A 25071-nucleotide genomic window follows, 5' to 3' on the forward strand; every position below is an offset into this window, starting at 1 on the left:
TCGTCCGTGCGGTTCCCGTCCTCCCCGCCGGATCTCCGGACGGCGGGCCGGTGGCCTCTCGGCCGGTCAGGGAGCCCCGGGGACGGCAGCGGGCAAGATCGGCAAGTGCCCCCGGAGGGACTCGAACCCTCACTACAACCCTTTTAAGGGGTTTGCCTCTGCCGTTGGGCTACGGGGACGCCGCAATCATACGTAACGGACCACTCATCCGAGGAGCACAGCTTTGTATCAGGCGTCACACAAACCATGATCGATGTATGCGATAGAACCCCCGGCGGGACAGGGCCTGCCGGGGGTTCGGGTCGCGTGGTCCGGCACGCCGCGCGGGGGCGGTCCGGGCCTCGGCGATCAGGTCGTCGCGGCCTGACGGAACTCGGTGCGGGGCTCGTGGATCTCCCCGAGTGAGACGGTCTCCCGCTTGAAGAACAGCGCCAGGGTCCAGTCGGCCACCACGCGGACCTTGCGGTTGAAGGTGGGGATCCGCGACATGTGGTACGTCCGGTGCATGAACCAGGCGGGCAGCCCGCGGAGCTTGAGCCCGTAGACGTTGGCCACGCCCTTGTGCAGACCGAGGCCGGCGACCGAGCCGACGTACTTGTGCCGGTAGTCGACGAGCTGCCGCCCGTGGAGCTGACGGGTGATGTTGTCGGCGAGGACCTTGGCCTGCCGTACGGCGTGCTGGGCGTTGGGCGCGCAGTACTGGCCGGGATTGGTCACGTCGGGAACGCCCGCCACGTCACCGGCGGAGTAGGCGTCCTGGACGCCGGCCACCGTCAGGCGGGTGGTGGTCTTGATCCGGCCGCGCTCGTCCAGCGGCAGGTCTCCGGCGTTCGCGACCGGGCTGGGCTTGACGCCCGCGGTCCAGACGATGGTGGCCGACTCGAACTCGTCGCCGTCGGAGAGCTTGACGTGGCCGCCGACGCAGGACTCCAGGCGGGTGCCGAGCTTGACCTCGATGCCGCGCTCGCGGAGCTGCTCGGCGGTCCACCTGCCCATCTCGGGGCCGACCTCGGGAAGGATGCGGTCGGTCGCCTCGACCAGGACCCAGCGGAGGTCGTCGCGGGTGATGTTGCGGTAGTAGCGCACCGCGTCCAGCGACATGTCCTCCAGTTCGGCCAGTGCTTCGACGCCCGCGAAGCCGCCGCCGACCACGACGAACGTCAGCGCCCGGCGGCGCAGCTCCTCGTCGTCGTCGGACTCGGCCCGGTCGAGGAGGCCGAGGACGCGGTTGCGCAGCGCGGTCGCCTCGCCGATCGTCTTGAAGCCGATGGCGGCGTCGGCGAGGCCGGGGATGGGGAGCGTGCGGGAGATCGAGCCGGCGGCCATGACGATGATGTCGTAGCCGATCTCGTGCCCGGTGCCGACGTTCGGCGCGAAAGTGACCTTCTTGGAGGCGTGGTCGATCTTGGTGACCTTGCCGTTGAGGATCGTCGCCCTGTTCAGGACGCGGCGGAGCGGGACCACCACGTGGCGGGGCGAGATGTTCCCGGCGGCGGCCTCGGGGAGGAACGGCTGGTAGGTCATGTACGACTCGGGGGTGAGGACGGTGATCCGCACGCTGCCGTCGCGCAGTTCCTTGCGGAGCGTGTGCTGCAGGCGCAGCACGGTGTAGAGGCCGACGTAGCCCCCACCGACGACCACGATGTGCTTGGAGTTGCGGTTCACTTCGGCGCCATCCTTATCCTTGGCTTTGTGAAAGCTTTCACAAGCTTACGTCGATTCGTGGGATGATGCCACTGCGGGCGGAGCAAAACTTGAGGATCTTCTCAGATCGACCCGGAAAAACTGCGCATCTCGCCCATGAGGGCGAGAAATTATCCGTTTGTGATTGACTTCACAACTTACTCAGCGCAGCCGCCCGGGCGAAGAGGGCGTCGAGCATGGCCGCGGTGACCCTGCCGGTGAAGGTGTTCTGCTGGCTCGGGTGGTAGCACCCCAGCAGGTGGGCGGGGGCGCCGTCCCGGGAGATCTCCACCTCGGCGCCGTGCCCGAAGGCCGGCCGCGGACGCGGCAGGTCGTACCCGGCCTCCCGCAGCGCCGGCCAGACCGCCTGCCAGGCGAAACCGCCCAGCGCGACCACCACCCGCACGCTGCCGGCGACCATCGCGATCTCCTCGGCCAGCCACGGGAAGCACGCCGCCCGCTCCGCCGGGTCGGGCTTGTTCGCGGGCGGGGCGCACCGTACGGCGGCCACCATGCGCGCCCCGATGAGCCGCTGCCCGTCACCGGCGTGGACGCTGGTCTCCTGGGCGGCGAGGCCGTTGCGGTACAGCGAGGCGAACAGCCAGTCGCCGCTGCGGTCGCCGGTGAAGATCCGGCCGGTGCGGTTGCCGCCGTGCGCCGCCGGCGCCAGCCCGACGATGAGGATCCCGGGCTTCTCCTCGCCCCAGCCCGCGATGGGCCTGCCCCAGTAGGTCTCCCCGGCGAACGCCCGCCGCTTGACCGTCGCGACCTCCTCCCGCCAGTCCACCAGACGCGGGCAGGCCCGGCAGACCGACTGCCGGGCCGTCAGCTCGGCGAGCGTGCCGCTCGTCCGGGCCAGCTCGGCCACCTCGGCGGCGTCGTGGGCGACGGGGGTGCCGGGCAGGGCCGGGTCGCCCGGCCAGCCGGATCCCGGAGGAACACAGGTCATGCCTTCGATGGTGCCCGACGGAAGGGGGTGCCCAGGACCGGAACGGCGGACGGGACACGAGAGACGAGCACGGGAACGGGGGGACGGGCGTGGGAACGGGAGACCAGGCGCGGAAGGCGGACACGGAAAGGCGGCGTCCGCTGAGCGCGGACGCCGCCTTCCTCTTCTCGTTCTCACTCGGACCCGTCCGGACGGGCGTCAGGTTCCCACGCCGCCCGCCCGGATCCGGCCGGGCGCGTGACTACGCCTCGCAGACCGCCTTGTACTCGGCCGACGAGTTGCCGCCGCCGACGATCGACAGCCGGGCGCTGCCGGCCTTGGTGCCGTTGGAGCCGGTGTCGAAGGACACCGTCTGCTCGCCGGCGCCGGTGAAGGTCAGCTCACCCGACTTCACGTCGGAGCCGTTGACGCTCCAGACGTACTTGACCGTGATCGCACCGGTCGCGTAGATCTTGCCGGTGCCGCTGACCGTGGCCGCCGGGCAGGTGCCCGCCTTCTGCTCGGCCGAGACGCCGGAGATGTACGCCTTGGCCTCGGGGGCCGCCTCACAGGCGACCTTGGCCGAGACGGTGCCGGAGGTCGGGCCGCCCGCGATGTCGATCGCGCGCCGGGCGGTGCCGGACTCCGACGCCTTCCAGGAGTCGGTCACGGTACGGCTCTGCGCGCCGTGGCCGTAGAAGGAGACGGTCTCCCAGGAGCCGGCGACGCCGTCGCGGATCCAGCGGTACCGCACCGGACCGTCGGCGTCGGAGACGCGGATGGTGCCGGAGAAGGTACGGGTGACCGGGCAGCTGCCGGAGTAGTCGGCCGGGGCGTTCACGGAGGCGCTCACCTGCGGCGAGTGGTCCTCACAGTGGATCCTGAAGTAGGCGCCGTCCGACGCGCCGCGGTAGCCGAGGATCTCCAGCCGCACCTGGCCGCGAAGGTCGTGACCCGGCTTGATCACCTGGTAGACGCGGCGCGAGCCGTTCACGTAGACCGAGTCGCGGTCGACGACGTGACCGTTGACGACCCACTGGTAGCGCACCCAGCGCTTGCCGGAGGTGCTGATCCGGCCGATCGCGACGGCCTTGCAGTCGCCCTCGTCCACCCAGACGCGGGCGGAGGTCCAGTGACGGGGACGAGGCTTGACGACCTCTTCCTTGCCGCCGTCGCCGTTGTCCTCACCGCAGGCGACGGTGAAGTAGCCCTTGGCCGAGGTGACCTTGCGCGGCGACAGGACCTGGACCGAGTTCCAGCTCTTGAGGTCACCGCCCTTGAAGGTGGCGGACTCCTTGACGCCGATGTACTTGACGCCCTTGCCCTTGATGGAGATCTTCTTGATGCCGCTCTTGGAGCCGTCACCGCGCAGCCAGCGGTAGGCGACGGTCGTCCTGCCGCCGTAGGCCTTCACCTTGATCTTCGAGGAGAAGGTCACCTTGACGGGGCAGTCGGTGGTCTTCGACGGGGAGGCCTTGGGCCTGCCGACCGACACCGCGGCCTTCGGGGCGCTGTGGGCCGCCGAGGCCCGCGCCTGAGTGGAACCGCTGGCCGCCGCTGCGGGCGAGGCCAGCAGTCCGGCCGTCATGGTCGCCAGCATGGCCGTACCGGCGCTCAGGACGGCTAGCTTGCGTGCTAGTCCGGACATGAGGGGTTGCTCCGTTCGTTAGGAACATGAAGAGCGCTTCGGAGACGGTTGCCGCCCCGGCACAGCTGTGCCGGGCCCCACGGCAAAGCCTCACTAAAGCTTCTTTACCTAACCATAAACGGAAAGGCCCCTCAATACCCCATCAATAGGAGAATTGTCCAGAGTCTGTAGTGGTTTCACATACTTCTGTCAGGTTTGGCGATAGACCAGGCGATTCCGTCCAGAATGTCGTGTTCGCTGACCACGACCTCCGCGAACCCGTACCGCTCCATCACGCGGTCGAGGATGAGCGCGCCGGCGACGATGACGTCGACCCTGCCGGGATGCATGACCGGGACCGCCGCCCGCTCGTCGTGCGTCATCTCCAGCAGTCGCGCGGAGACCTCGTGAACCCGCGTCGCCGGAATACGCGAATGATGAATTTTCCGCGGGTCGTATTCCGGAAGGCCGAGCGCCATTCCCGCCACCGTCGTCACCGACCCGGCGAGCCCCACCAGTGTGAGCGCCCGCTCGACCGGTACCTCACCGGACACCCGGTCGAGCGCGTCGTCGACGTCGGCCGCCAGCGCCTCGACCACCCCGGCGGACGGCGGGTCACCCGCGCCGCGCAGGTGCCGCTCGGTCAGCCGCACGCAGCCGACGTCCACCGACAGCGCGGCCTCCACATGCGTCGAGCCGACCACGAACTCGGTCGAGCCGCCGCCGATGTCCACCACCAGGTACGGCGGGCGGGTGCCCTCCGGGCACGGCAGTCCCGTCTCGGGCGAGAGGCGTGAGAGGTCATGGGTGGCGCCGTCGAAGGAGAGCTGCGCCTCCTCGGCGCCCGTGATCACCTCGGGCTCCACCCCGAAGATGTCGCGCACGCCGTCCACGAAGTCCTGCCGGTTGGCGGCGTCCCTCGTCGCACTGGTGGCCACCACGCGGACCGCCGACGCGCCGTGCCGCTCGATGAGCCCGGCGTAACCGCGCATCGCGGCGAACGTGCGCTCCAGCGCCTCGGGGGCGAGCCGGCCGGTCTCGTCCACGCCCTGCCCGAGCCGGACGATCTCCATCCGCCGGTCCACGTCGGTCAGGGTGTCGTGGGCGACGTCCGCGACCAGCAGGCGGACGGAGTTGGTGCCACAGTCGATCGCGGCGACGCGGGTCAAGGGGTCTCCTGTTCGGTGGTCGGGGCGGGGGCCGCTCCGTGCCCGGACTCGGGGGCGGGGCAGCACGGCCCGTCGGCCCACCACCCGCCGAGCGCTTCGAGCGCGTCGAGCGCCTCGCGGCCGAAGGGGTTGCTCCCCGGCACCGCCAGCTCGTGCGCGACCAGGGCGTGCAGGCACTTGACCCGGGCGGGCATGCCCCCGGTGCTCTGCATGTCCCTGGGCAGCGGATCGAGGCCGTCCGCGACGGCGGCCTCGTCGCGGCGCGCGACGTAGTCGTCGTGGGCGGCCTGGTAGGCGCGGGCGAGCTCGGGGTCATCGGCGAGCCTGGCCTGCATGTCGCGCATCAGGCCGGAGGTCTCCAGCCGCCCGATGGCGGATGCCGCCTTCGGGCAGGTGAGGTAGAACAGCGTCGGGAACGGCGACCCGTCGGGCAGCCGCGGCGCGGTCTCCACCACGTCGGGCAGCCCGCACGGGCAGCGGTGCGCCACCGCCCGCAGGCCACGCGGCGTCCGGCCGAGCTGCCGCTCCACCGCCGCCACATCGCGATCGTCCACCACCGTGACACCCCCTGAGAAAGACGACACCAAGGGTATCGGGGTCATCCCCCGGCCCCGGCCGCCTTCCGGCCCCGGCCGGTGTCGGCCGCCTCGACCGACTGCCACAGGGTCTCGTACCAGGGCGCCTTCACGTCCTTCTTCGTCCCCGCCGCGCTCTTCCGCCGTTCCTCCGCGCGGTCGTCGCCCATCACGACGTAGCACTTCTGCCCGGGGTCGCAGTAGAAGAGCCGCTCCCTGGCCGCCTTCTTGATGTAACCGGGGTCCAGGAGCCGCCGGTGACGGTCGTCCAGAGCCTTGATCGCGGCCTGCTCCCTGGCCTGCTCCTGCTCCAGCTGGGCGATCTGGCGGCGCTGCGCGACGTACTCCCTGATCGGGTAGGCGAGGCTCATCGCGATCGCGCACACCACGACCGCCAGCACCGCGGCCCGCCCCGTCAGCTGCGGCCGTCTCGCCAACACACCCACCCGCCTCTCGTCACCCCGGGCCCCTCGGGGTCCGTACGGCCGGCCTCGCGTGAGGACCGCGGGGCCGGCCTGCCTCGCGTACGGCCAGTGCCCCGGCAAACCGGGCGCAAGCCGTACAGGCGAACCTACCCCTGGAACCTCGGGAAAGCGGCGCGACCCGCGTAGCGGGCGGCGTCGTCGAGAAGCTCCTCGATGCGCAGGAGCTGGTTGTATTTGGCCACGCGGTCGGAGCGGGCCGGGGCGCCCGTCTTGATCTGGCCGCAGTTGGTCGCCACGGCGAGGTCGGCGATGGTGGTGTCCTCGGTCTCGCCGGAGCGGTGGCTCATCATGCAGCGGTAGCCGCTGCGGTGGGCCAGGTCCACCGCGTCGAGGGTCTCGGTCAGGGTGCCGATCTGGTTGACCTTGACCAGCAGCGCGTTGGCGGTGCCCTCGGCGATGCCGCGGGCCAGCCGCTCGGGGTTGGTGACGAACAGGTCGTCGCCGACGAGCTGCACCTTGTCGCCGAGGGCCTTCGTGATGGCGTTCCAGCCCTCCCAGTCGCTCTCGTCCAGCGGGTCCTCGATGGAGACCAGCGGGTAGTTCGTGACGAGGTCCTCGTAGAAGGCGATCAGCTCGGTGGCCGACATCCCCTTGCCGTCGATGGTGTAGACGCCGTTCTCGTGGAACTCCGAGGCGGCCACGTCGAGGGCCAGCGCGACGTCCTCGCCCGGCGTGTAGCCGGCCTTCTCGATCGCGACCAGGATGAGGTCCAGCGCGTCGCGGTTGGACGGCAGGTTCGGCGCGAAGCCGCCCTCGTCGCCCAGGCCGGTGGCGTAGCCCTTCTCCTTCAGCACCGCCTTGAGCGCGTGGTAGACCTCGGTGCCCATCCGCACGGCCTCGCGGAACGTCTCCGCCCCGATCGGCGCGATCATGAACTCCTGGATGTCCACGTTCGTGTCGGCGTGCGCGCCGCCGTTGAGGATGTTCATCATCGGCACGGGCAGCAGGTGCGCGTTGGGACCGCCGAGGTAGCGGAACAGCGGCAGCTCGGCGCTGTCGGCGGCGGCCTTGGCCACGGCCAGGGAGACGCCCAGGATCGCGTTGGCGCCCAGACGGGACTTGTTCGGCGTGCCGTCCAGGTCGATCATGACCTGGTCGATGGTGCGCTGCTCGGCGGCGTCGAACCCGACGATCTCGTCGGCGATCTCGTCGGTCACGCCGAGGACGGCCTTCTCGACGCCCTTACCGCCGAAGCGCTCGTCGCCGTCGCGCAGCTCCACGGCCTCGAACTGGCCGGTGGACGCGCCGCTCGGCACCGCGGCCCGGCCCTGGCTGCCGTCGTCCAGCAGGATGTCGACCTCGACCGTCGGGTTGCCCCGGGAGTCAAGGATCTCGCGAGCGGTGACGCCCTCGATGGAAGCCACGAAGCACTCCTAAAGTCGCAGGACAGTTTGCCGCAGAAGCCTACCGAGACCCGCCCCGCGACACGGCGACCGCCGTCCTACCCACCGGTACGGCGGCCCTCGTCACCCGTCTCCCTCGTCTCCCAGGTGCGGACCCGGTCGCGGTAGGCGCGGGCCGCGGCGCGCAGCTCGGCCTCCGGGTCGAGACCCGCCTCGTGCGCCTGCCGCACCAGTGCGAAGAGCCGGGCCCCGAGGTCGCCTCCGGCCGCGGCGGGCGCGGCTCCGGCTTCGGCGGCCTCGTCCCGGACCGGGGAGGCGAGGGCGGCGGGGGCGCCGGCGCGGTCGGCGCGTCGCAGGAGCTGGGCGGCGAGGGAGAGCGCGGGCTGGCCCATCGGGACGCCGTCCAGGACCGACCCCGCGTCGCCGGCGTTCTTCGCCGCGCGCTCGGCGGCCTTGATGACCTCCCAGTTGTCGCTGACGTCCTCGGCGCCCTCGACCTTGACGTCGGCGAAGACGTGCGGGTGGCGCCGGACCAGCTTCGCGACGATCGCGTCGGCCACGTCGTCGATGTCGAAGCCGCCCTCGGCGTCCGGGCGGTCGCGGGCGACGCGGGCGTGGAACACCACCTGGAGCATCAGGTCGCCCAGCTCCTCGCGCAGGGCCGCGTGGTCGCCCTCCTCGATGGTCTCCAGCACCTCGTACGCCTCTTCGAGGAGGTACGGCACCAGCGACTCGTGGGTCTGCTTCGCGTCCCACGGGCAGCCGGTCCGCAGCCGGTCCATCACCGACACCAGGTCCAGCAGCCGGGCCCCCGGCAGGTCGTAGGAGCCCGGGACGACCTCGATCAGCGGCGGCTCGTCGAGCGCCAGCGCGGCGTGGCCGACCGAGCGCATCAGCGCCTCGTCGGCCTCCAGCCACACGACGTTCTCGCCCTGCGCCCTCCTGACCAGGGCGGCGGGGTCGGCGGTCACGACCTCGACGGCGATCCCGACCTCGGCGAGGTAGGGCAGGAGCGGGTGGCCGGCCGCCTGGGTGAGCACCGGGCCCTCCTGGAGGACCTGCCAGGCGCGCCGGCTGAGCAGCCCCGGCGCGACCCGGGGCGAGGTGGTGACGACGATCAGGGGCATGTCCCCGAGGTTATCCGGCGTCCACGGCGCGGCCCGCACCGCCACCGGGCCCCGGGCGGGACCGCCGCGGACCGCGGTCACGAGCCCCGGCGCGGGGCGCCCGCGTGTCCGGGCCCCGGGGCGGGGCTCATCCCGCCGAGCCGGAGCCCGGCGGGGCCACCTCACTGGAGGGGCGCGGCCTCCGGCGCCTTGCCGAAGCGGTCCTCGGCCGTGAAGATCTGCGGCTGCTCCTGGCTCGGCTGCGCGTTGATCTTGCCGTACCGCGGGTTCCACTCGATCCGCACGGACTTCAGGTCCTCGACCACCCGCTGCTGGCCGCGCTGCAGGGCCTCCTGGTCGGCGCCGCCGCCGTACTTGGCCATGAGCTTGGTGATCATCAGCCTCGCCCGGGTGTAGGCGCGCGCCTGCGAGGGCGCCACGGCCTGCTGCAGGAGCTGCTGCCCGTACTGGTCGGCGCCGCCCTGGGTGTTGATCGCCTGGTCGACCTCGCCGTCGGTGACCGTGACGCCGTTCTTCTCGGCGACCTTGGTGTACTGCCTGGCGGTGGCGAGCTGGTAGAGCACCACCTGCGGGACGCTGCCGGGGAACTGCAGCTGCGCCGGGGACAGGCCCGCCTTGGTCAGCGCGGCCTCGTACTCCCGGACGTTGCGCTCCAGCTCACCGGAGCTGATCCGGTCACCGCCCACGACGGCGGCGGCGCCGACCTGCGAGGGGGAGCAGGCCGTCAGAGCGACACCGGTGGCGATGACCGCCAGGATGACGCGAACTCGAGTCGACTTCACATGCGATCCCTTCACGACAAACGTCGCTTACCTTACCGCTACGCGCCCCCGGGACGTCCCCGGCGGGTGCTCCCCCGGGGGTCCGCCGCCGCCACGGCTCCGGAGCGCCCTCCAGGAACCCGCTACGACTTCGGAGCGCCCTCCAGGAACATCGCCTGGACCAGGTCGCCGCACCACTTCAGCAGGTCCAGGTCGCGCAGCGGCTGCCCGCCGAGCGGCCGGGTCTTGGGGACGGGCACCAGCAGCGTGCCGGCCGCCTGCTTCAGCAGCGCCTTGGGGTAGAGGCGCTGCAGCCGCACCTGCTGGGAGTCCCTCAGGTCCACCGGGGCGAACCTGATGTTCTGGCCCTGCAGGGCGACCTCGGTCAGGCCGGCCGTACGGGCGCGGATCCGGAAGCGGGCGACCTCCAGCAGGTTCTCCACCGGCTGGGGCGGCCTGCCGTACCGGTCGACGAGCTCGTCGCGCACCGCGGCGATCTGGGCGTCGGAGGCGACGGCGGCGATCCGCTTGTACGCCTCCAGGCGCAGCCGCTCGGAGGTGACGTAGTCGTGCGGGATGTGGGCGTTGACGGGCAGCTCGACCTTGACCTCCGGCCGCTCGGCCTCCTCGGCCGGCACGCCGGACAGCTTGGCCTTCTGCTCCTGGACGGCCTCGGCCATCATCCGGACGTAGAGGTCGAAGCCGACGCCGGCGATGAATCCGGACTGCTCGGCGCCGAGGATGTTGCCCGCGCCGCGCAGCTCCAGGTCCTTCATCGCCACGTACATGCCCGCGCCCATCTCGGTGTGCTGGGAGATGGTGGCCAGCCGCTCGTGGGCGGTCTCGGTGAGCGGCTTCTCCGGCGGGTACAGGAAGTAGGCGTAGCCGCGCTCACGGCCCCGGCCGACCCGGCCGCGCAGCTGGTGCAGCTGGGACAGGCCGTAGTTGTCGGCCCGGTCCACGATCAGCGTGTTGGCGTTGGGCACGTCGAGCCCGGACTCGACGATCGTGGTGCAGACGAGCACGTCGAACTCACGCTCCCAGAAGCCCACCATGATCTTCTCAAGCTGGTGCTCCTGCATCTGGCCGTGGGCGACGGCGACCCTGGCCTCGGGCACCAGCTCGCGCAGCCTCGCGGCGACCTTGCCGATGCTGGAGACGCGGTTGTGCACGAAGAAGACCTGGCCGTCGCGCATCAGCTCGCGCCGGATCGCCGCGCCGATCTGCCGCTCGTCGTAGGGGCCGACGAAGGTCAGGATGGGGTGGCGCTCCTCCGGCGGGGTGAGGATCGTCGACATCTCGCGGATGCCGGTCAGGCCCATCTCCAGGGTGCGCGGGATCGGCGTGGCGGACATGGCCAGCACGTCGACCTGGGTCCGCAGGTGCTTCATGGCCTCCTTGTGCTCGACGCCGAACCGCTGCTCCTCGTCGATGATGATCAGGCCGAGGTCCTTGAACCTGACCTCCGGGGAGAACAGCCGGTGGGTGCCGATCACCACGTCCACCGTGCCGTCGCGCATGCCCTCGACGGTCGCGGAGATCTCCGAGTCGGTCTGGAAGCGCGACATCGGCCGCACGTTCAGCGGGAAGCCGGAGAAGCGCTCGGCGAAGGTGGACAGATGCTGCTGGACCAGCAGCGTGGTGGGCACCAGCACCGCCACCTGCTTGCCGTCCTGCACGGCCTTGAACGCCGCGCGCACCGCGATCTCGGTCTTGCCGTAGCCGACGTCGCCGCAGATCAGCCGGTCCATGGGGACGCCGCGCTCCATGTCGCGCTTGACCTCGTCGATGGCTTCGAGCTGGTCGCCGGTCTCGGCGTAGGGGAAGGCGTCCTCCATCTCGCGCTGCCAGGGCGTGTCGGAGCCGAACGCGTGGCCGGGCGAGGCCATCCGGGCCGAGTAGAGGCGGATCAGCTCCCCGGCGATCTCCTTGACGGCCTTCTTCGCCTTGGTCTTGGCCTTGGCCCAGTCGGCGCCGCCCATCCGGTTCAGGGTGGGCGACTCGCCGCCGACGTAGCGGGTGACCTCGTCGAGCTGGTCGGTGGGGACGTAGAGGCGGTCGCCCTTGGCGTACTCGATGACGAGGTACTCGCGGGTGGCGCCCTGCACGGTCCGCTGCACCATCTCCACGTAGCGGCCCACGCCGTGCTGCTCGTGCACGACGTGGTCGCCGACCTTGAGCTGCAACGGGTCGACCATGTTGCGGCGCTTGGACGGCAGGCGCCGCATGTCCTTGGTGGACGCCTTCTGGCCGACCAGGTCCAGGTGGGTCAGCACGGCCAGGAAGGAGTTGACGAAGCCGTGCTCGACCAGGCCGGTGCTGATGTGCACGACCCCCGGCTCCGGCCGGTGGCCCAGGTCGCGCTCCAGGCGGGCGGGCATGTCCGCGCCGCGCAGCAGCTCGGCCATCCGCTCGGCGGGGCCGTACCCCTCGCTGAGCAGCACGACGACCTTGTCCTGGTCCAGCCAGCCCTTGATGTCGCTCAGCGCCCGCTGGGTGTCGCCGCGGTAGGACTCGGCCTCGCGCGCGGGCAGGACCACCGCCCCGCCGTCCGGGACGGCCCCCGCCGGGTCCTCCGGCCCGCCGTCCGCGCCGGCGCCGAACGGCGCGATCGACCACCACGGCTGGCCGAGCTGCCCGGCCCGCTCGCGGACGTCCTCCAGGGTGCGGAACGCCGCCGCCCCCAGGTCGATCGGCGCCTCGCCGCCGGAGGCGGCGTTGATCCAGGAGGCCTCCAGGAACTCCTGGCTGGTGCGCACCAGGTCGTCGGCGCGGCCCCGGATGCGCTCCGGGTCGCAGACGAACACCGCCGACCGGGCCGGCAGGTGGTCCACCAGCAGATCCATCTCCCCGGCCAGGACCGGCGCGAACGCCTCCATGCCCTCCATGGCGACGCCGTCGGCGAGCTGGTCGAGGATCTCCGCGAGCGCCGGGTGGCTCTCCGCCAGCTCACGGGCGCGGTCGCGCACGTCGGCGGTCAGCAGCAGCTCTCGGCAGGGCGCGGCGAACAGTCCCTCCTCGGCCACCTCCAGCGACCGCTGGTCGGCGACCTTGAACCAGCGGATCTCCTCCACCGAGTCGCCCCAGAACTCCAGCCGCAGCGGGTGCTCCTCGGTCGGCGGGAAGACGTCCAGCAGGCCGCCCCTGACGGCCACCTCGCCGCGCTTCTCGACCATGTCGACGCGGTTGTAGCCGTTCTCCACGAGCCGGGCGACGACCTGGTCGAGGTCGGCGTCGTCACCGGCGCGCAGCCGTACCGGTGAGAGGTCGCCCAGGCCGCGCACGATCGGCTGGAGCACCGCGCGGACCGGCGCGACGATCACGCGCAGCGGGCCCGCGGCGGGGTCGCCCTCGACCGGGTGCGCCAGCCTGCGCAGTACGGCCAGCCGCTGGCCCACCGTGTCGCTGCGCGGCGACAGCCGCTCGTGCGGCAGCGTCTCCCAGGCCGGGAAGACCGCGACCGTGGCCGGGTCGAGGAGGCTCGCGACGGCGGCGGCGAGGTCCTCGGCCTCGCGGCCGGTGGCGGTCACCGCGAGCACGGCGCGTCCGCCCCCCTCGGCGCCGTCGCGGGCCAGCGCGGCCACCGCGAACGGCCGCAGCGCCGGCGGAGCGACCAGCGGCACGTCGGAGAGGTCCCCCGCGCGCACGCCCTCCAGCGCGGAGGTCAGCTTCGGCTCGGAGACGACGAGGTCAAGCAGTCCGGAAAGGCTCATCAGTTTCGCCCACAGCCCCACGATGGCAACACGATGGAAAACACGACTGCCCCCGGCCGGCGGGCGCGGGGGTGATGTCCCAAGGCTACTTGCACACGCCGGTCCCTCGTCGAGAGTGGTAAATGCACGGCGAATCGTCATGTGTTGACTACTCTCGGTGACATGTCTGAGGTACGGTCGGTCGTCGGTCACGACGACATGTTCGGTCGGCGCATCCGCGAGCAGTGGGCGGGGCTGCCGGGGCGGCGGCTCGACGTCCTGGTGGCCGGGTGCGGCCGGCCAGAGCCGCTGGATCTGGAGCGGGTCGAGGCGCGCGTCACCGGGATCGACGAGGATCTTCCGGTGCTGCGCGAGAGCACCTCCGCCCGCAAGGATCTCGATTCCTGGACGCTCGGCGACCTGCGGACGGTGCCGGTGCCGCCGCGGGCGTTCGACGTCGTGCACGTGCCCTTCCTGCTGGAACGGCTGGACCATCCCGAGCTGGTGCTCGACCGGTTGCTGACCGGCCTGCGCCCGGGCGGGCTGCTGCTGGTGCGGATGCGCGACCGGTCCTCGGCCTACGGCGCGTGCGACCGGCTGCTGCCCGCGCCGCTACGGCGGCTGCTGTGGCGCAGGTTCGCCCCGAAGGACGCCGTGGGGCCGCTGCCGGCCCGCTACCGGCCGGTCACGTCCCGCCAGGGGATGCACTCCTTCTGCCTGACGCGGGGGCTGATGGTCACCGACGACGCCTCGCAGCGGAGCGGCCCGGCGCTGCGGGGACGGATGGCGGGCCTGGCGGCCTTCGCCTGCTCCGCGGTGGAGAAGCTCTCAAGGGGCAGGTTCCCGGCCTCGCACGATGAGATCATCATGGTCATCCGCAACCCGCACAGCCACTTCGCCCGGGTGATCTGACCGGCCGCGGGCTGGTGCGGGCGCTCGGGTTGTGAGTAAGCTGATGAAATCCGACTAAGTCGATCGGGATTAGGGAGCAAGGCCGTGGGGATGGCGGGGAGATGACGGCGGAGACAGCGGAGACGGCGGCGCACGAGCACACCCCCGACGCCCGCGAGCTGGCCGACCTGGAGCTGCTGCTCTCGGGCGCGTTCCACCCGCTCACCGGCTTCATGGGACCGGCCGACGCGCACGCGGTGGCCGGGCACGGCACGCTGACCGACGGCACGCCGTGGCCGGCGCCCGTCACACTCGCCCTTCCCGGCGACCACCCGGCCGCCCCCGGCGACCGCGTCACGCTCCGCGACCCCGAGGGCGCCGCGCTGGCCGCGCTGACCGTCACCGAGCGGCGCGACGGCCTGGCCGCCGGACCGGTGGAGGCGCTGGGCGCGGCCGAGCACGGGCCGTTCGCCCGGCTGCGCCGTACGCCGGAGGAGGTCCGCAAGGAGCTGGCCGGACGGCCGGCGCTGGCCGTCACCATGCGCGGCCCGCTCGACGACCTGGAGGAGGTCCGGGCCGTCGCCCGGGAGCTGGACGCGGTCGTCCTGCTGCTGCCCCTGGTGTTCGGCGAGGGCGGGCCCGCGGTGGTCCGCGCCGCGCTGCGCGCCCGCGACCTGCTGCCGGAGGGCACGCTCGTGGCCGCGGTGCCGCTCGCGCCCCGCGAGGAGGCGGCCGTCGACCTGGAGCTGCGCGAGCGGGTGGCCGAGGCGTACGGCGCCGCCGAGCACCTGGCCGGTCCCGAGCCGGTGACCATCCCCGGCCCGCCGCACCGCCGCGGACTCGTGGTCTTCTTCACCGGCCTGTCCGGATCGGGCAAGTCCACCGTCGCCCGGGGGCTGCGCGACGCGCTGCTGGAGCGCGGCAGCCGTACGGTGACCTACCTCGACGGCGACGTGGTGCGCCGCCTGCTGTCGGCGGGGCTGAGCTTCTCCCGGCAGGACCGCGACCTCAACATCCGCCGGATCGGGTTCGTCGCCGCCGAGGTCGCCCGGCACGGCGGGCTGGCGATCTGCGCCCCCATCGCGCCGTACGCCGCGACCCGCGCCGAGGTCCGCGCCATGGTCGAGGACGTCGGCGCCGACTTCCTGCTCGTCCACGTGGCGACGCCGCTGGAGGAGTGCGAGCGGCGCGACCGCAAGGGGCTGTACGCCAGGGCGCGCGCCGGGCTGATCCCCGAGTTCACCGGCGTCTCCGACCCCTACGAGGAGCCCGACGACGCCGACCTGGTCATCGACACCACCGGGGTCTCCGTCGAGGACGCCGTCGGCCGGGTGCTCGATCCGCTGGTCCGTGGAGGGTGGGTCCGCTGAGGGCCCCTACCGAGGAGTGGTGAGCGACTCATGGACATCGACATCCCCCTGGCCCTCGGGTCCTTCCTCGTCGCGATCATCGTCGGCCTGACCGGCATGGGCGGCGGCGCGCTGATGACGCCGATGATGATGCTGTTCTTCAACGTCCCGCCGCTGGCCGCCGTCTCCAGCGACCTCGTCGCCTCGGCCGTGATGAAGCCGGTGGGCGGGATCGTCCACCTGCGGCGCGGCACGGTCAGCCTGCGGCTCGTCGGCTGGCTGTGCGCCGGGTCGGTGCCGGGCGCGTTCTGCGGGGTGCTGGTGGCCCGCGCGTTCTCAGGCGGCGAGGCGATCCAGCAGACGATCAAGTACGCCCTGGGCGTCGCTCTGCTGCTGGCCGTCGCGGGCCTGGTCGCCAAGGCGTGGCTGGCGCGGCGCGAAGGGCCCGTCTCGGCGGACCTGAGGTCCATCGTCGTGCGCCCAATCCCGACCTTACTGGTCGGTACGATCGGTGGAATCGTGGTCGGCATCTCCTCCGTGGGATCCGGCTCGCTGATCATCGTGGCGCTGCTCGCCCTCTACCCGGCGCTGAAGTCCAACCAGCTCGTCGGCACCGACCTCGTCCAGGCCGTGCCGCTGGTCGCCTCGGCCGCCCTGGGCCACCTGCTGTTCGGCGACTTCCAGCTCGACCTCACCACCTCGCTGCTGGCCGGCTCGATCCCCGGCGTCTATCTCGGCGCGCGGATCTCCTCCCGGGCCCCCGGCGGGGTGATCCGGGCGATCCTCGCGGTGGTGCTGCTGGCCTCGGCGCTGAAGCTCCTCGGCGTGGGCAACGCCGCCCTGCTGTGGATCCTCGCCGCGGCGGTGGCCGCCGGGGCCGTGGGCTGGTCACTCCTGCGGCACCGGGGTGGCGCCGAGGTAGGGGTCGTGGACGAGGCCGGCGAAGGCGCGGGCCGCGTCGGCGGTGGCGTCGAAGCGGGTGTCGCCGCGCGGCGCACGCGGTGAGTCGAAGTACACCAGCGCCTTGATCTGCGGATAGAGCCGCATCTCCCGGCGGACCGCGGCGAAGAACGCCGCCTTGGCGCCGGGCCTGCCGGGACGCTCGAACACGCCCCACTCGGCGAGCATGATCGGCTTGTCCGGGAAGCGCCACCGCATCCAGCGGTGGAACCCGGGCCAGCCGGCGGCGTCCGGGCGCGTCCGGTCCACCAGCCCGGCGAAGCCGCCCGTCCCGGGGGAAGGGCCCGTTCCAGGGAAGGGGTCCGGTCCGGCGGGAGAGCCCGTCCGGCTCCCGGCCGAGGGGTCCAGGTAGGGGTCCAGGGCGACCCAGTCGACCACGTCGTCGCCGGGGTAGAGCCGCGTGAACCACGGCGCGACGGCCCAGTTGGGCGCGCCCATGTAGGTCATGACGGTGACCGCGTTGCGCACCCCCCGCTCACGCAGGCGCGTCACCACGTGCCGGAACATCGCCGCGTAGTCGGCGGCGGTCATCCCCGAACCGGGCTCCTCGCGCACGTCGTTCTCCGGCTCGTGATGGACGGTCAGGAAGAACCTGCCGGGGAAGGTCCGCCTGATGTGCCCGGCCAGCCGGTCGATCCGCCGGTCCAGCGCGCCCCGGGCGATCTCGGCCCAGGTGCGGTCGAAGGACGGCTTCCAGTTGACCAGCAGCAGCCGCGGGCCACCGGGACCGGCGGCGATCGAGCGTTCCCCGGCGGTGGGGAACAGCTCCGCGCCCCGGTGGTAGACGTGCACGATGCCGGCCCGGCGGCCCACGCGGGCCTCGGCCCGCTCCAGCGCCCGCGCCGGGGACCTCCCGGTGAAGACCTCCGGCGCGATGCCCCACCACGCCCCGCAGGTCGGGACGAGGATGGCGGTGGCCGCGCAGGACGTCGCGGGCGGAGGCGGGTACGGCGGGCCGATGGCCCCGGCCGGGGCGGGGCCGCAGGCGCCGAGGGCCGGAAGCAGCGCGAGGGCCAAGACCATGGAGACGGCGAATACTGCCTTTCTCCGGAAAACTTCCGGACAACCCGATATTCGCGGCAAATCAGCCTCCCTATTTGTTCTACGGCCCACCGCTCCGTCCTTTCCTTCGGGTTTCACGCCGGCCGTACCGCCACATCCACGGTCCTTTCCTCCGAACCTCACCCCGAGCCGCGCCGCCGTCGGCGGCGAACCGTTCCGCCACCGGCCGCCGATCGGCTCCGCCGTCGAACGCGGGCCGTACGGCCTGCGAAAACGACGGGACGACGCGGGTTCCGGCGCACCCGAACCGCACGAGGGCGACGAATGAGAAATGTCCGATAAACGCTGGTCATCACACCTCGATAGACGAGAACAATCTAAAGAAAATCTTGTGTATCGGTCCGGTAAACCGGAAAGCCGACCTATAGTTCCTAGGGTTCTCAAGGCGTCGACCCGCCCGAGAGGGGCGCATGCCGAACGCCCCCTCGCGAAGGGTGTTCCAGGGTGCGGCGACGCGTCCCGGAAGCCCCGCGCCGACCGGCCCGCGTCGATCCTCGTGAAGGAGGTGCGTTCGATTGACGGCGTTCCACCCGGGCCCGTCCCCGGACGCGCCCGTCCACCCCGGCGGAGACCTCACGGACCACGCCTCCCTGCTCCGCCGCAGGTGGCCGATCCTGCTGATCTTCATCACCGCCGGTCTCGGCTGCGGCGGCCTCCTGCTCCGGGTGGTCCCACCCTCCTACACCGCCTCCGCGCAGGTGCTCGTCTCCCCCACCGGCCTCCCCGAGCAGGTCAACCAGGTCACCGGCCGCCAGCGAGAGGCGCTCAACCTCGACACCGAGGCCCAGATCGCCAAGTCCGCGGTCGTGGCGGCCCGGGTCCGCGCCCTGCTCGGCCACGCCCCCGGGCCCGTCGAGGTCTCCGTCCCGCCCAACACCTCGGTCCTCGACCTCTCCTGCACCGCCGCCGACCCACGTGCGGCCGCGGCCGGGGCCTCCGCCTACGCCAGGGCGTACCTCGCCAACCGCGGCGAGTCGGCGGAGCAGACGCGAGACGCGCAGCTGCGGGCGCTGCTGGCCAAGCTGCGCCAGGTCAACACGAGCCTGGCGTCGGGCGCGGCGGCGCTGCCCCGCCTGGCCAGGGGCACCGCGGAGCGCACCCTGGCCGCCCACCGGCAGAGCGTCCTGGGCCGCCAGTCCGCGAGCCTGACCCTCCGGTACGACGCGCTGCGGACCGTCGCCGTCACCCCCGGGTCCGTGATCAGCGACGCCGTGCCACCGGCCGGGCCCAGCGCGCCCAGTCCTCCCCTGTACCTCGGCAGCGGCCTGATGACCGGCCTGCTCGCCGGGGCGGGCCTCGCCCGATGGCTGCCCGAGCGCCCGGTCGCCCGTCCCCGCCTGCGTCCCCGCCCCCGCCTGAGTTCCCGTCCCCGTCTGCGTCCCCGTCCCGGCGCCCGCCCCGATGCCCGGCGCCCGGTCGCGCTCGGAGAAGCGCCCGGAGAGGCGCCCGCCCGATGGTGAAAGTGCCGCACCGCGCGGCCTGGCCGATCGCCGCGCTGCTGGTGGGATACCCGCTGTGGTGGGCTCTGGGTCTCGGCGGGCTGTCGGTGGTCGCGCTCGCCCCGGCGATGGCACTGGTCCTGTGGCGGCGGCGGCCGATCAGGACGCCGCGCGGCTTCGGGCTCTGGCTGCTGCTGCTGGCCGGATACCTCGTCAGCGCGCTCATGCTCGGCGAGATGCCCCCGGGCACCTACGGCGAGTTCGGCCCCGGGCGGGTCGCGGGATACCTCATGCGCCTGGCCCTCTACGTCTCACTGACGATCATGGTCCTCTATCTCGGCAACCTGACCGAGCGGGAGCTCCCCCAGCTCACCCTGGTCCGCATGCTGGGCGCGCTGTTCGTCACGACCGTCGCGGGCGGCCTGCTGGGGGTCGTCGCCCCGCACGCCGACTTCACCTCACCGGTCGAGCGGCTGCTGCCCGCGGCGGTCAGCGGCAACTCCTTCGTCCACAACCTGATCCACCCCACCGCGGCGCAGGTGCAGAAGGTGCTCGGCCACGCGTCCCCGCGCCCGGAGGCGCCCTTCGAGTGGGCCAACGCCTGGGGCAGCAACGTCTCGGTGCTGCTGGTCTGGTTCGTGATCGGCTGGTGGGTGTACGGCGGGCCGCGCCGGCGTCCGGCCGTGCCGCCGCTGCTCGCGCTCGCCGCCGTGCCGATCGTCTACTCCCTCAACCGGGGGCTGTGGATCGGCCTGGGCGTCGGCGTCGCGTACCTACTGCTGCGCCTGCGCGGCCGGACCCGCGCCGCGCTCTGCGCGGCCGTCGCCGCGGCGGCGCTGGCGTTCCTGCTCTCCCCGTTGCGGACGATGGTCGCCCAGCGTCTGGACAACCCGCACAGCAACGACATCCGCGCCTTCACCGTCTCGGCCACCGTCGCCGCCGCACGCACCTCCCCGGTGATCGGCTACGGCAACACCCGCAACGCCACCGGCAACCACCGCACGATCACCACCGGGAAGACCGACTGGTGCGACACCTGCGGCCACCCGCCGCTGGGCAGCGACGGCCAGCTCTGGCACCTGATGATCACGCAGGGGTTCACCGGGGCCGCGCTGTACGTGGCCTTCTTCGCCGGGGCCGTCCGCCGCCACTGGCGCGACCGGAGCCCGATCGGAATGGCCGGGGTCCTGGTGATGATCCTCACCCTGCTCTACATGTTCGTCTACGACGGGCTGGTCACACCGCTCGGCCTGTACCTGATCTCCTTCGCACTCCTGTGGCGCAACCAGAAGGGCACGCCGTTCCCCGCCCGCCCCCGACCGGCCGTCCATGGAGGAGGCGCGTTCGATTGACCAGCCCCTGGACCGAGTACCGAGCGAGCCGCGCCGGCGACGCGCAGGCCCGGCTGCGCTACCTCGACCGGACCGTCCGCCTGCTGTTCCCCGACGACGGCGAGGCCCGCCCCCACAGCCTGCTCCCGCACCCCGTGCTCCCCCGCAGGCTCGTGCCACGGCGGTGGTGGCACCCCGGCAGAAGGATCATGGTCCCCTCCGGGGAGGACACCATCGAGACCTACCTCGGCGAGGCGCTGAGCGCGCCGGTCCGGGTCGTGCTGCACGTCCGCCCGGCCCGGCGTGCCAACCGCAAGCCGATCCTGGAGGCCCACACCCCGGACGGCCTGGCCGCCTTCGTGAAGATCGGAGACACCGGCCGCACCCGCGCCCTCGTCGCGAACGAGGCCCGAGCGCTCGGCCTGCTGGCGGACGTGCCGCTGAAGACCGTCGTCCCTCCGGTCGTGCTGCACCACGGGACATGGCGCGGCCTGTCGGTGCTCGCGCTGTCCCCGCTGCCCGTACGGCGCGGCCCGGTGCCCGAGGACCTGGTCGCCGAGGCGGTCGGCGAGATCGGCCGCCTCGGCCGGACCCGCAGGAACGGCCCGCCCGGCGACCTGGCCGGGTCCGGCGGGAGAGGTCCGACCGGCGAAGGGGATCCGGTCGGTGGAAACGGCCCGGTGGGTGGAGGGGGCCCGGCCTTCCCGAACGGCCCGGCCGACGGACCGGACGGGTTCGCCTGGCACGGTGACTTCTCACCGTGGAACATCGCGCGCGGCCCGGACGGGCGGCTGCTGGTGTGGGACTGGGAGCGGTTCGCCACCGGGGTGCCGCTCGGCTTCGACGCCGTCCACCACTTCTTCCAGCGCGCGCTGCGCCGTACGGATCCCGCCACCGCGGCCCGCGCCTGCGTGACCCGGGCGCTGCGCGTCCTGGCGCCGTTCGGGCTGACCGCCGCCGAGGCCAGGCTGACGGCCGCCCGTTACCTCATCGCCCTGGCCGACCGGCACGCCGCCGACGGGCACTCCCCTCTGGGCCCGCCCGCCCGGTGGCTCGGCCCCGCCGTCGACTTCGAGGAGGCCCTCGTCTGAGGCCCCTCCCCCTCTCCGAAGGAGAGGGGGTCCCCGACCTGACGACCTGATCCCCACGCGGAGAGGAGTTCACATGACCCCCGGGGTGAAGCGCCCGGTCCATGCCGTGTCCCGCGCCGCGGGACGGCTGACCGCCGGGCACCGGCTCCTGCCGTCCTTCCTGGTCATCGGGGCGCAGCGGTGCGGCACCACCTCGCTGTACCGGGCGCTGGCACAGCATCCGCTGATCCTCAAACCGGTGCTCCACAAGGGCGTCCACTACTTCGACGTGGCCTACGACCGGGGTCTCCCGTGGTACCGCGCCCACTTCCCCCTCCAGGTCCGCTCCGCGCGCCTCGCCCGTCGGTACGGCCACCGCCCCCGGGCGTTCGAGTCGTCCCCCTACTACCTCTTCCATCCGCTCACCGGCCCCCGGATCGCCCAGGACCTGCCCGGGGTGAAGCTGGTCGTGCTGGTCCGCGACCCCGTCGAACGCGCCTTCTCCGCGCACGCCCACGAACTGGCCCGGGGGTTCGAGACCGAGCCCGACTTCGCCCGCGCGGTGGAGCTGGAGGAGGAGCGGCTGGCCGGAGCGGAGGACGCCCTGCGCGCCCGCCCCCACTCGCTGAGCCATGCCCACCGCCACCACGCCTACCTCGCCAGGGGCCGCTACGCCGAGCAGCTCGCCCGGCTGGAGCCCCTGTTCGGCCGGGACCGGCTGCTCGTCCTGGACAGCGGGCGGTTCTTCGCGGAGCCGGAGGTCGTCTACGACCGGGTGCTGGAGTTCCTCGGCCTGCCGCACCTCGGCGACCCCCGGTTCGAGCGGCACAACGCCCGGCCGCGGCCCGCCCCGATGCCCGAGCCGCTCCGCCGTGAGCTGGCCGGACGCTTCGAGGAGTCCGACGCCCGGCTCTCACCGTGGCTCGGCACGGAGCCGTCATGGCGGCGCTGATCTCCCCGCGTCCGTCCGACCGCACCGCACCGGCCTCACCGGTCTCACCGGTCTCACCGGTCTCATTGGGCGGGACGGCACGGGCCGGTCTGGCCGGCCTCGCCGGGGCGGGGGCGGGCGCCGCCGCGCAGTTCGCGACGGTCGTGCTGGTCACCCGGGAGACGGACCGGCAGACGGCCGGGGCGTTCTTCACCGCGACGGCGCTGTGCCTGACCGTCGCCGGGATCCTGCGCCTGGACGCCGGAAACGGGCTGATCCGTCTCATCGCCCGGTCGCGTCCCCTGGGCTACGGCCCCGCCCGCGGCTACGTCCGCGCGGCGTTCGTCCCGGTCGCGGCGCTCTCGCTGACCGCCGCCACCGCCGCCGCCCTCCGTCCGGCCGACCCCGCCTCGCGCGTGCTGGCCTTCGCGCTGCCGGCGGTGGTGTGCGCCGAGGTCGCGGTGGCCGCGACGCGCGGGTTCGGCGCGATGCGGCCCACCGTCCTGCTCACCGGCCTGTTCCTGCCGGCAGCCCAGCTCGCCGGGGTGGCGTTGGTCCTCTGGACCGCGCGCACCGGCGCGGGAGGCCCCGCACCGGGCGCGTGGATCGGCATGACCGATCCGACCGCTCTGAGCGGCGGCGCGGGGGGCGCCGGGATGCCGCCCGCCGTACCGGCCATCGTCGACGCCGGATCGCCGTCGGCCATCGCACCGGACACCGCACCGGGCATCGCACCGGCCGCCGTGGACGCCGCCACGCTCACGGCGCTCGCGGTGGCCTGGGTCTGGCCATACGCGGCGGTCCTGGCGCCGGCCGCGCTCTGGCTGCGCCGGCGGCTGCCGCGCGGGCCGCGCACGCCGGGCGCCGCGCTCGACCTGTGGCGCGACACCTGGCCCCGATCGGCCGCCGCCGCCCTCCAGTCGGTCTTCCAGCGGCTGGACGTCCTGGTCGTCGCGGCGCTCGCCGGCCCGGCGGAGGCGGCCGTCTACACCGCGGCGACCAGGTTCAAGGTCGTGGGACAGCTCGCCGGGCAGGGGCTGGCCCACGCGGTGCAGCCCAGGCTGGTGCGCGCGCTGTCCGAGGGAGACCTGCCGCGCGCCCGCGCGCTGTACCAGTCGGCCACGATGTGGCTGGTCGCGCCGACCTGGCCGATCTGGCTGGGCTACGCCGTGCTCGCGCCGTGGCTGCTCGGCGTGTTCGGCGACGGCTACGCCTCCGGCGTTCCGGTGGCGCTCGTGCTGGCCGGGACGATGATGGCCGCCACCGCCTGCGGCATGGCCGACGTGGCGTTGTCCGCGGCCGGGCACACCCGCGCCGGCCTGGTCAACCTGGTGGCGGCCGTCGCGACGACCGTGGCGCTGGACGCGCTGCTGGTCCCGTCCGAGGGCGTGCTCGGCGCCGCCCTCGGCTGGTCCGGGGGAACGCTGGTCAAGAACCTCCTCCCGCTGTGGCGGATCAACCGCCTCTACGGCCTGCGCCCCTTCGGCGCGCACAGCGTCGCCGCGCTGACACCGTGGCGGTCACCATGGCGGTCACCGCGGCGATCACCGCGCCTCCGGGCCGGAGGCGGCCGATGACGCCGGTGCTGGTGACCGGGTTACCGAGGAGCGGCACGAGCTGGACGGGCAAGATGCTCGCCGCCGGGGGCGAGCTGGTCTACGTCAACGAGCCGCTGAACCCCGAGCATCCGCCCGGCGGCTGCCCCGGCGTGCTCGACGCCCGCGTGACCCACCGCTTCCAGTACATCTGCCCGGACAACGAGGCGGCCTGGCTGCGCGCCTTCTCCGGCACCGTCGCGCTGCGCTACCGCTTCCTGGCCGAGCTGCGCCGCAACCGCTCGCCGTACGACCTGGCGCGGCTGGTCCGGTACGGCACGGCGTTCACGCTGGGCAGGCTGGCCGGACGGCGGGCGCTGCTGGACGACCCCTTCGCGTTGTTCTCGGCCGGCTGGTTCGCCGAGCGGCTGAGCTGCCGGGTGATCCTGTTGCTCCGCGACCCGGTGGGACTGGTGGGGAGCTGGCGGCGGCTCGGCTGGGCCGTCAGTCCCCGCGAGCTGCTCGGGCAGCCACTGCTGGTCCGCGACCATCCGTGCCTGGCGGAGCTGCGCCCGCTGGCGGACTGCCGGGACCCCGTGACCACGACCGTCGCCCTGTGGCGGGCGGCCCGGGACGTCGCCGCCGCCCTCGCCGCGCGGCATCCCGGCATCCTGCTGGTGAGCTATGAGGAGCTGGCCGCCGACCCGGTGCGGGGCTTCCGCGGCCTGTACGACTGGGCGGGCCTGACCTGGTCCCCCCGCGCCGAGCGTCGCATCTCCCGTGCCTGCACCGCACCCGCCGGACGGCCGGGCGGCGGCTTCGCCTGGAGCGGCCTGTCCCGTACCGCATACCGCCCGATGGACTCCCGGCGGGCGGCGTCCGCGGCCGAGGCGCGGCTGAGCCGCGAGGAGGCCCACCGGGTCAGGCGGCTGGCCGCCCACTGATCCGCGCACGGCCGGCCGTACAGCCGGTCATGACCGGCGCGACCGGTCAGCCGGAGAGCGCGGTCGTCGTCCCGGGTGGCGACGCCCCTACCGGCTCCCGCGTCACGCGTGCGGCCGCCTCGGACGCCACGAAACCACGACGAGGCCGGGAAATTTCTGAAACCGCGTA

Annotated in this window: 20 protein-coding genes and 1 tRNA gene; 9 read left to right on the plus strand and 12 right to left on the minus strand. The window is 73.0% G+C overall.

Annotated elements, in window-relative coordinates; genetic code table 11:
* Positions 1-106: 106 nt before the first annotated feature.
* The 11 genes from ACFYSC_RS05180 to mfd form a co-directional block, all read right to left on the minus strand.
* A tRNA-Leu gene (locus ACFYSC_RS05180) sits at positions 107-179 on the minus strand.
* Positions 180-348: 169 nt separating this feature from the next.
* Complete coding sequence (locus ACFYSC_RS05185; RefSeq protein ID WP_389956892.1) at positions 349-1665, minus strand: NAD(P)/FAD-dependent oxidoreductase; 1317 nt, start codon at positions 1663-1665, stop codon at positions 349-351.
* A gap of 169 nt (positions 1666-1834) precedes the next feature.
* Entirely contained in the window at positions 1835-2632 is a 798-nt protein-coding gene (locus tag ACFYSC_RS05190) for a uracil-DNA glycosylase (RefSeq protein WP_389956895.1), read from the minus strand.
* Between the two features lie 241 nt (positions 2633-2873).
* Positions 2874-4259 (minus strand): hypothetical protein, encoded by a 1386-nt coding sequence (locus ACFYSC_RS05195; RefSeq protein WP_389956898.1) that lies wholly within the window; start codon positions 4257-4259, stop codon positions 2874-2876.
* Between the two features lie 176 nt (positions 4260-4435).
* Positions 4436-5407, minus strand: coding sequence for an exopolyphosphatase (locus tag ACFYSC_RS05200; protein ID WP_389956901.1), 972 nt, complete (start codon positions 5405-5407; stop codon positions 4436-4438).
* Positions 5404-6009 carry a DUF501 domain-containing protein gene (locus ACFYSC_RS05205; RefSeq protein WP_389956904.1) on the minus strand — a complete coding sequence of 202 codons (606 nt, stop codon included), beginning with the start codon at positions 6007-6009 and terminating at the stop codon, positions 5404-5406. The genes ACFYSC_RS05200 and ACFYSC_RS05205 overlap by 4 nt, the downstream gene beginning before the upstream one ends.
* The gene (locus ACFYSC_RS05210) at positions 6006-6422 is read right to left on the minus strand and encodes a septum formation initiator family protein (RefSeq protein ID WP_389956907.1); all 417 of its coding nucleotides are present in this window, start codon (positions 6420-6422) and stop codon (positions 6006-6008) included. Before ACFYSC_RS05210 ends, ACFYSC_RS05205 begins: the two co-directional genes overlap by 4 nt.
* 131 nt (positions 6423-6553) lie before the next feature.
* Complete coding sequence (eno, locus tag ACFYSC_RS05215) at positions 6554-7831, minus strand: phosphopyruvate hydratase (protein WP_389956909.1); 1278 nt, start codon at positions 7829-7831, stop codon at positions 6554-6556.
* A gap of 77 nt (positions 7832-7908) precedes the next feature.
* Entirely contained in the window at positions 7909-8937 is a 1029-nt protein-coding gene (locus ACFYSC_RS05220) for a MazG family protein (protein ID WP_389956912.1), read from the minus strand.
* Positions 8938-9098: 161 nt separating this feature from the next.
* Positions 9099-9719 carry a SurA N-terminal domain-containing protein gene (locus tag ACFYSC_RS05225; protein ID WP_389956915.1) on the minus strand — a complete coding sequence of 207 codons (621 nt, stop codon included), beginning with the start codon at positions 9717-9719 and terminating at the stop codon, positions 9099-9101.
* 122 nt (positions 9720-9841) lie between these two features.
* Positions 9842-13411, minus strand: coding sequence for a transcription-repair coupling factor (gene mfd, locus ACFYSC_RS05230; protein WP_389956918.1), 3570 nt, complete (start codon positions 13409-13411; stop codon positions 9842-9844).
* A 162-nt stretch (positions 13412-13573) separates the two neighbouring features.
* Between mfd and ACFYSC_RS05235 the strand changes: the two genes are divergently transcribed.
* The 3 genes from ACFYSC_RS05235 to ACFYSC_RS05245 all read left to right on the plus strand — a co-directional run bounded on the left by ACFYSC_RS05235 (position 13574) and on the right by ACFYSC_RS05245 (position 16635).
* Complete coding sequence (locus ACFYSC_RS05235; RefSeq protein ID WP_362931072.1) at positions 13574-14302, plus strand: methyltransferase domain-containing protein; 729 nt, start codon at positions 13574-13576, stop codon at positions 14300-14302.
* A gap of 101 nt (positions 14303-14403) precedes the next feature.
* Complete coding sequence (cysC, locus tag ACFYSC_RS05240; protein WP_389956922.1) at positions 14404-15651, plus strand: adenylyl-sulfate kinase; 1248 nt, start codon at positions 14404-14406, stop codon at positions 15649-15651.
* Positions 15652-15681: 30 nt separating this feature from the next.
* On the plus strand, positions 15682-16635 hold the full coding sequence (locus tag ACFYSC_RS05245) for a sulfite exporter TauE/SafE family protein (RefSeq protein ID WP_389956925.1): 954 nt from the start codon (positions 15682-15684) through the stop codon (positions 16633-16635).
* On the opposite strand, the gene ACFYSC_RS05250 is transcribed toward ACFYSC_RS05245, so the two are convergent.
* A complete protein-coding gene (locus tag ACFYSC_RS05250; protein ID WP_389956928.1) occupies positions 16519-17613 on the minus strand; it encodes a hypothetical protein in 1095 nt (364 codons plus the stop codon). The genes ACFYSC_RS05245 and ACFYSC_RS05250 overlap by 117 nt on opposite strands.
* A gap of 554 nt (positions 17614-18167) precedes the next feature.
* Between ACFYSC_RS05250 and ACFYSC_RS05255 the strand changes: the two genes are divergently transcribed.
* From ACFYSC_RS05255 to ACFYSC_RS05280, 6 genes are all read left to right on the plus strand, one after another.
* Positions 18168-19112, plus strand: a complete 945-nt coding sequence (locus ACFYSC_RS05255) for a Wzz/FepE/Etk N-terminal domain-containing protein (RefSeq protein WP_389956931.1) — start codon at positions 18168-18170, stop codon at positions 19110-19112.
* Positions 19106-20443 carry a hypothetical protein gene (locus ACFYSC_RS05260; RefSeq protein WP_389956934.1) on the plus strand — a complete coding sequence of 446 codons (1338 nt, stop codon included), beginning with the start codon at positions 19106-19108 and terminating at the stop codon, positions 20441-20443. Before ACFYSC_RS05255 ends, ACFYSC_RS05260 begins: the two co-directional genes overlap by 7 nt.
* Positions 20440-21513, plus strand: a complete 1074-nt coding sequence (locus ACFYSC_RS05265; RefSeq protein ID WP_389956937.1) for a hypothetical protein — start codon at positions 20440-20442, stop codon at positions 21511-21513. The genes ACFYSC_RS05260 and ACFYSC_RS05265 overlap by 4 nt, the downstream gene beginning before the upstream one ends.
* A gap of 73 nt (positions 21514-21586) precedes the next feature.
* Entirely contained in the window at positions 21587-22444 is an 858-nt protein-coding gene (locus tag ACFYSC_RS05270) for a sulfotransferase domain-containing protein (protein WP_389956940.1), read from the plus strand.
* Positions 22432-24000, plus strand: coding sequence for a lipopolysaccharide biosynthesis protein (locus ACFYSC_RS05275; protein ID WP_389956943.1), 1569 nt, complete (start codon positions 22432-22434; stop codon positions 23998-24000). Before ACFYSC_RS05270 ends, ACFYSC_RS05275 begins: the two co-directional genes overlap by 13 nt.
* Positions 23997-24902: a sulfotransferase gene (locus ACFYSC_RS05280; RefSeq protein ID WP_389956946.1), complete on the plus strand. Its 906-nt coding sequence runs from the start codon at positions 23997-23999 to the stop codon at positions 24900-24902. The genes ACFYSC_RS05275 and ACFYSC_RS05280 overlap by 4 nt, the downstream gene beginning before the upstream one ends.
* The last annotated feature ends 169 nt before the right edge of the window (positions 24903-25071 follow it).

Source organism: Streptosporangium sp. NPDC004379 (genome assembly GCF_042873875.1).
Lineage (GTDB): Bacteria > Actinomycetota > Actinomycetes > Streptosporangiales > Streptosporangiaceae > Streptosporangium.

Excerpts from the sequence above, each read along its gene's own strand:
- ACFYSC_RS05260 (WP_389956934.1), top strand. The coding sequence starts at position 19,106 with ATGGTGAAAGTGCCGCACCGCGCGGCCTGGCCGATCGCCGCGCTGCTG.
- mfd (WP_389956918.1), bottom strand. The coding sequence starts at position 13,411 with ATGAGCCTTTCCGGACTGCTTGACCTCGTCGTCTCCGAGCCGAAGCTG.
- cysC (WP_389956922.1), top strand. The coding sequence starts at position 14,404 with ATGACGGCGGAGACAGCGGAGACGGCGGCGCACGAGCACACCCCCGAC.
- ACFYSC_RS05275 (WP_389956943.1), top strand. The coding sequence starts at position 22,432 with ATGGCGGCGCTGATCTCCCCGCGTCCGTCCGACCGCACCGCACCGGCC.
- ACFYSC_RS05245 (WP_389956925.1), top strand. The coding sequence starts at position 15,682 with ATGGACATCGACATCCCCCTGGCCCTCGGGTCCTTCCTCGTCGCGATC.
- ACFYSC_RS05280 (WP_389956946.1), top strand. The coding sequence starts at position 23,997 with ATGACGCCGGTGCTGGTGACCGGGTTACCGAGGAGCGGCACGAGCTGG.
- ACFYSC_RS05190 (WP_389956895.1), bottom strand. The coding sequence starts at position 2,632 with ATGACCTGTGTTCCTCCGGGATCCGGCTGGCCGGGCGACCCGGCCCTG.
- ACFYSC_RS05235 (WP_362931072.1), top strand. The coding sequence starts at position 13,574 with ATGTCTGAGGTACGGTCGGTCGTCGGTCACGACGACATGTTCGGTCGG.
- ACFYSC_RS05205 (WP_389956904.1), bottom strand. The coding sequence starts at position 6,009 with ATGACCCCGATACCCTTGGTGTCGTCTTTCTCAGGGGGTGTCACGGTG.
- ACFYSC_RS05270 (WP_389956940.1), top strand. The coding sequence starts at position 21,587 with ATGACCCCCGGGGTGAAGCGCCCGGTCCATGCCGTGTCCCGCGCCGCG.
- ACFYSC_RS05250 (WP_389956928.1), bottom strand. The coding sequence starts at position 17,613 with ATGGTCTTGGCCCTCGCGCTGCTTCCGGCCCTCGGCGCCTGCGGCCCC.
- ACFYSC_RS05220 (WP_389956912.1), bottom strand. The coding sequence starts at position 8,937 with ATGCCCCTGATCGTCGTCACCACCTCGCCCCGGGTCGCGCCGGGGCTG.
- ACFYSC_RS05195 (WP_389956898.1), bottom strand. The coding sequence starts at position 4,259 with ATGTCCGGACTAGCACGCAAGCTAGCCGTCCTGAGCGCCGGTACGGCC.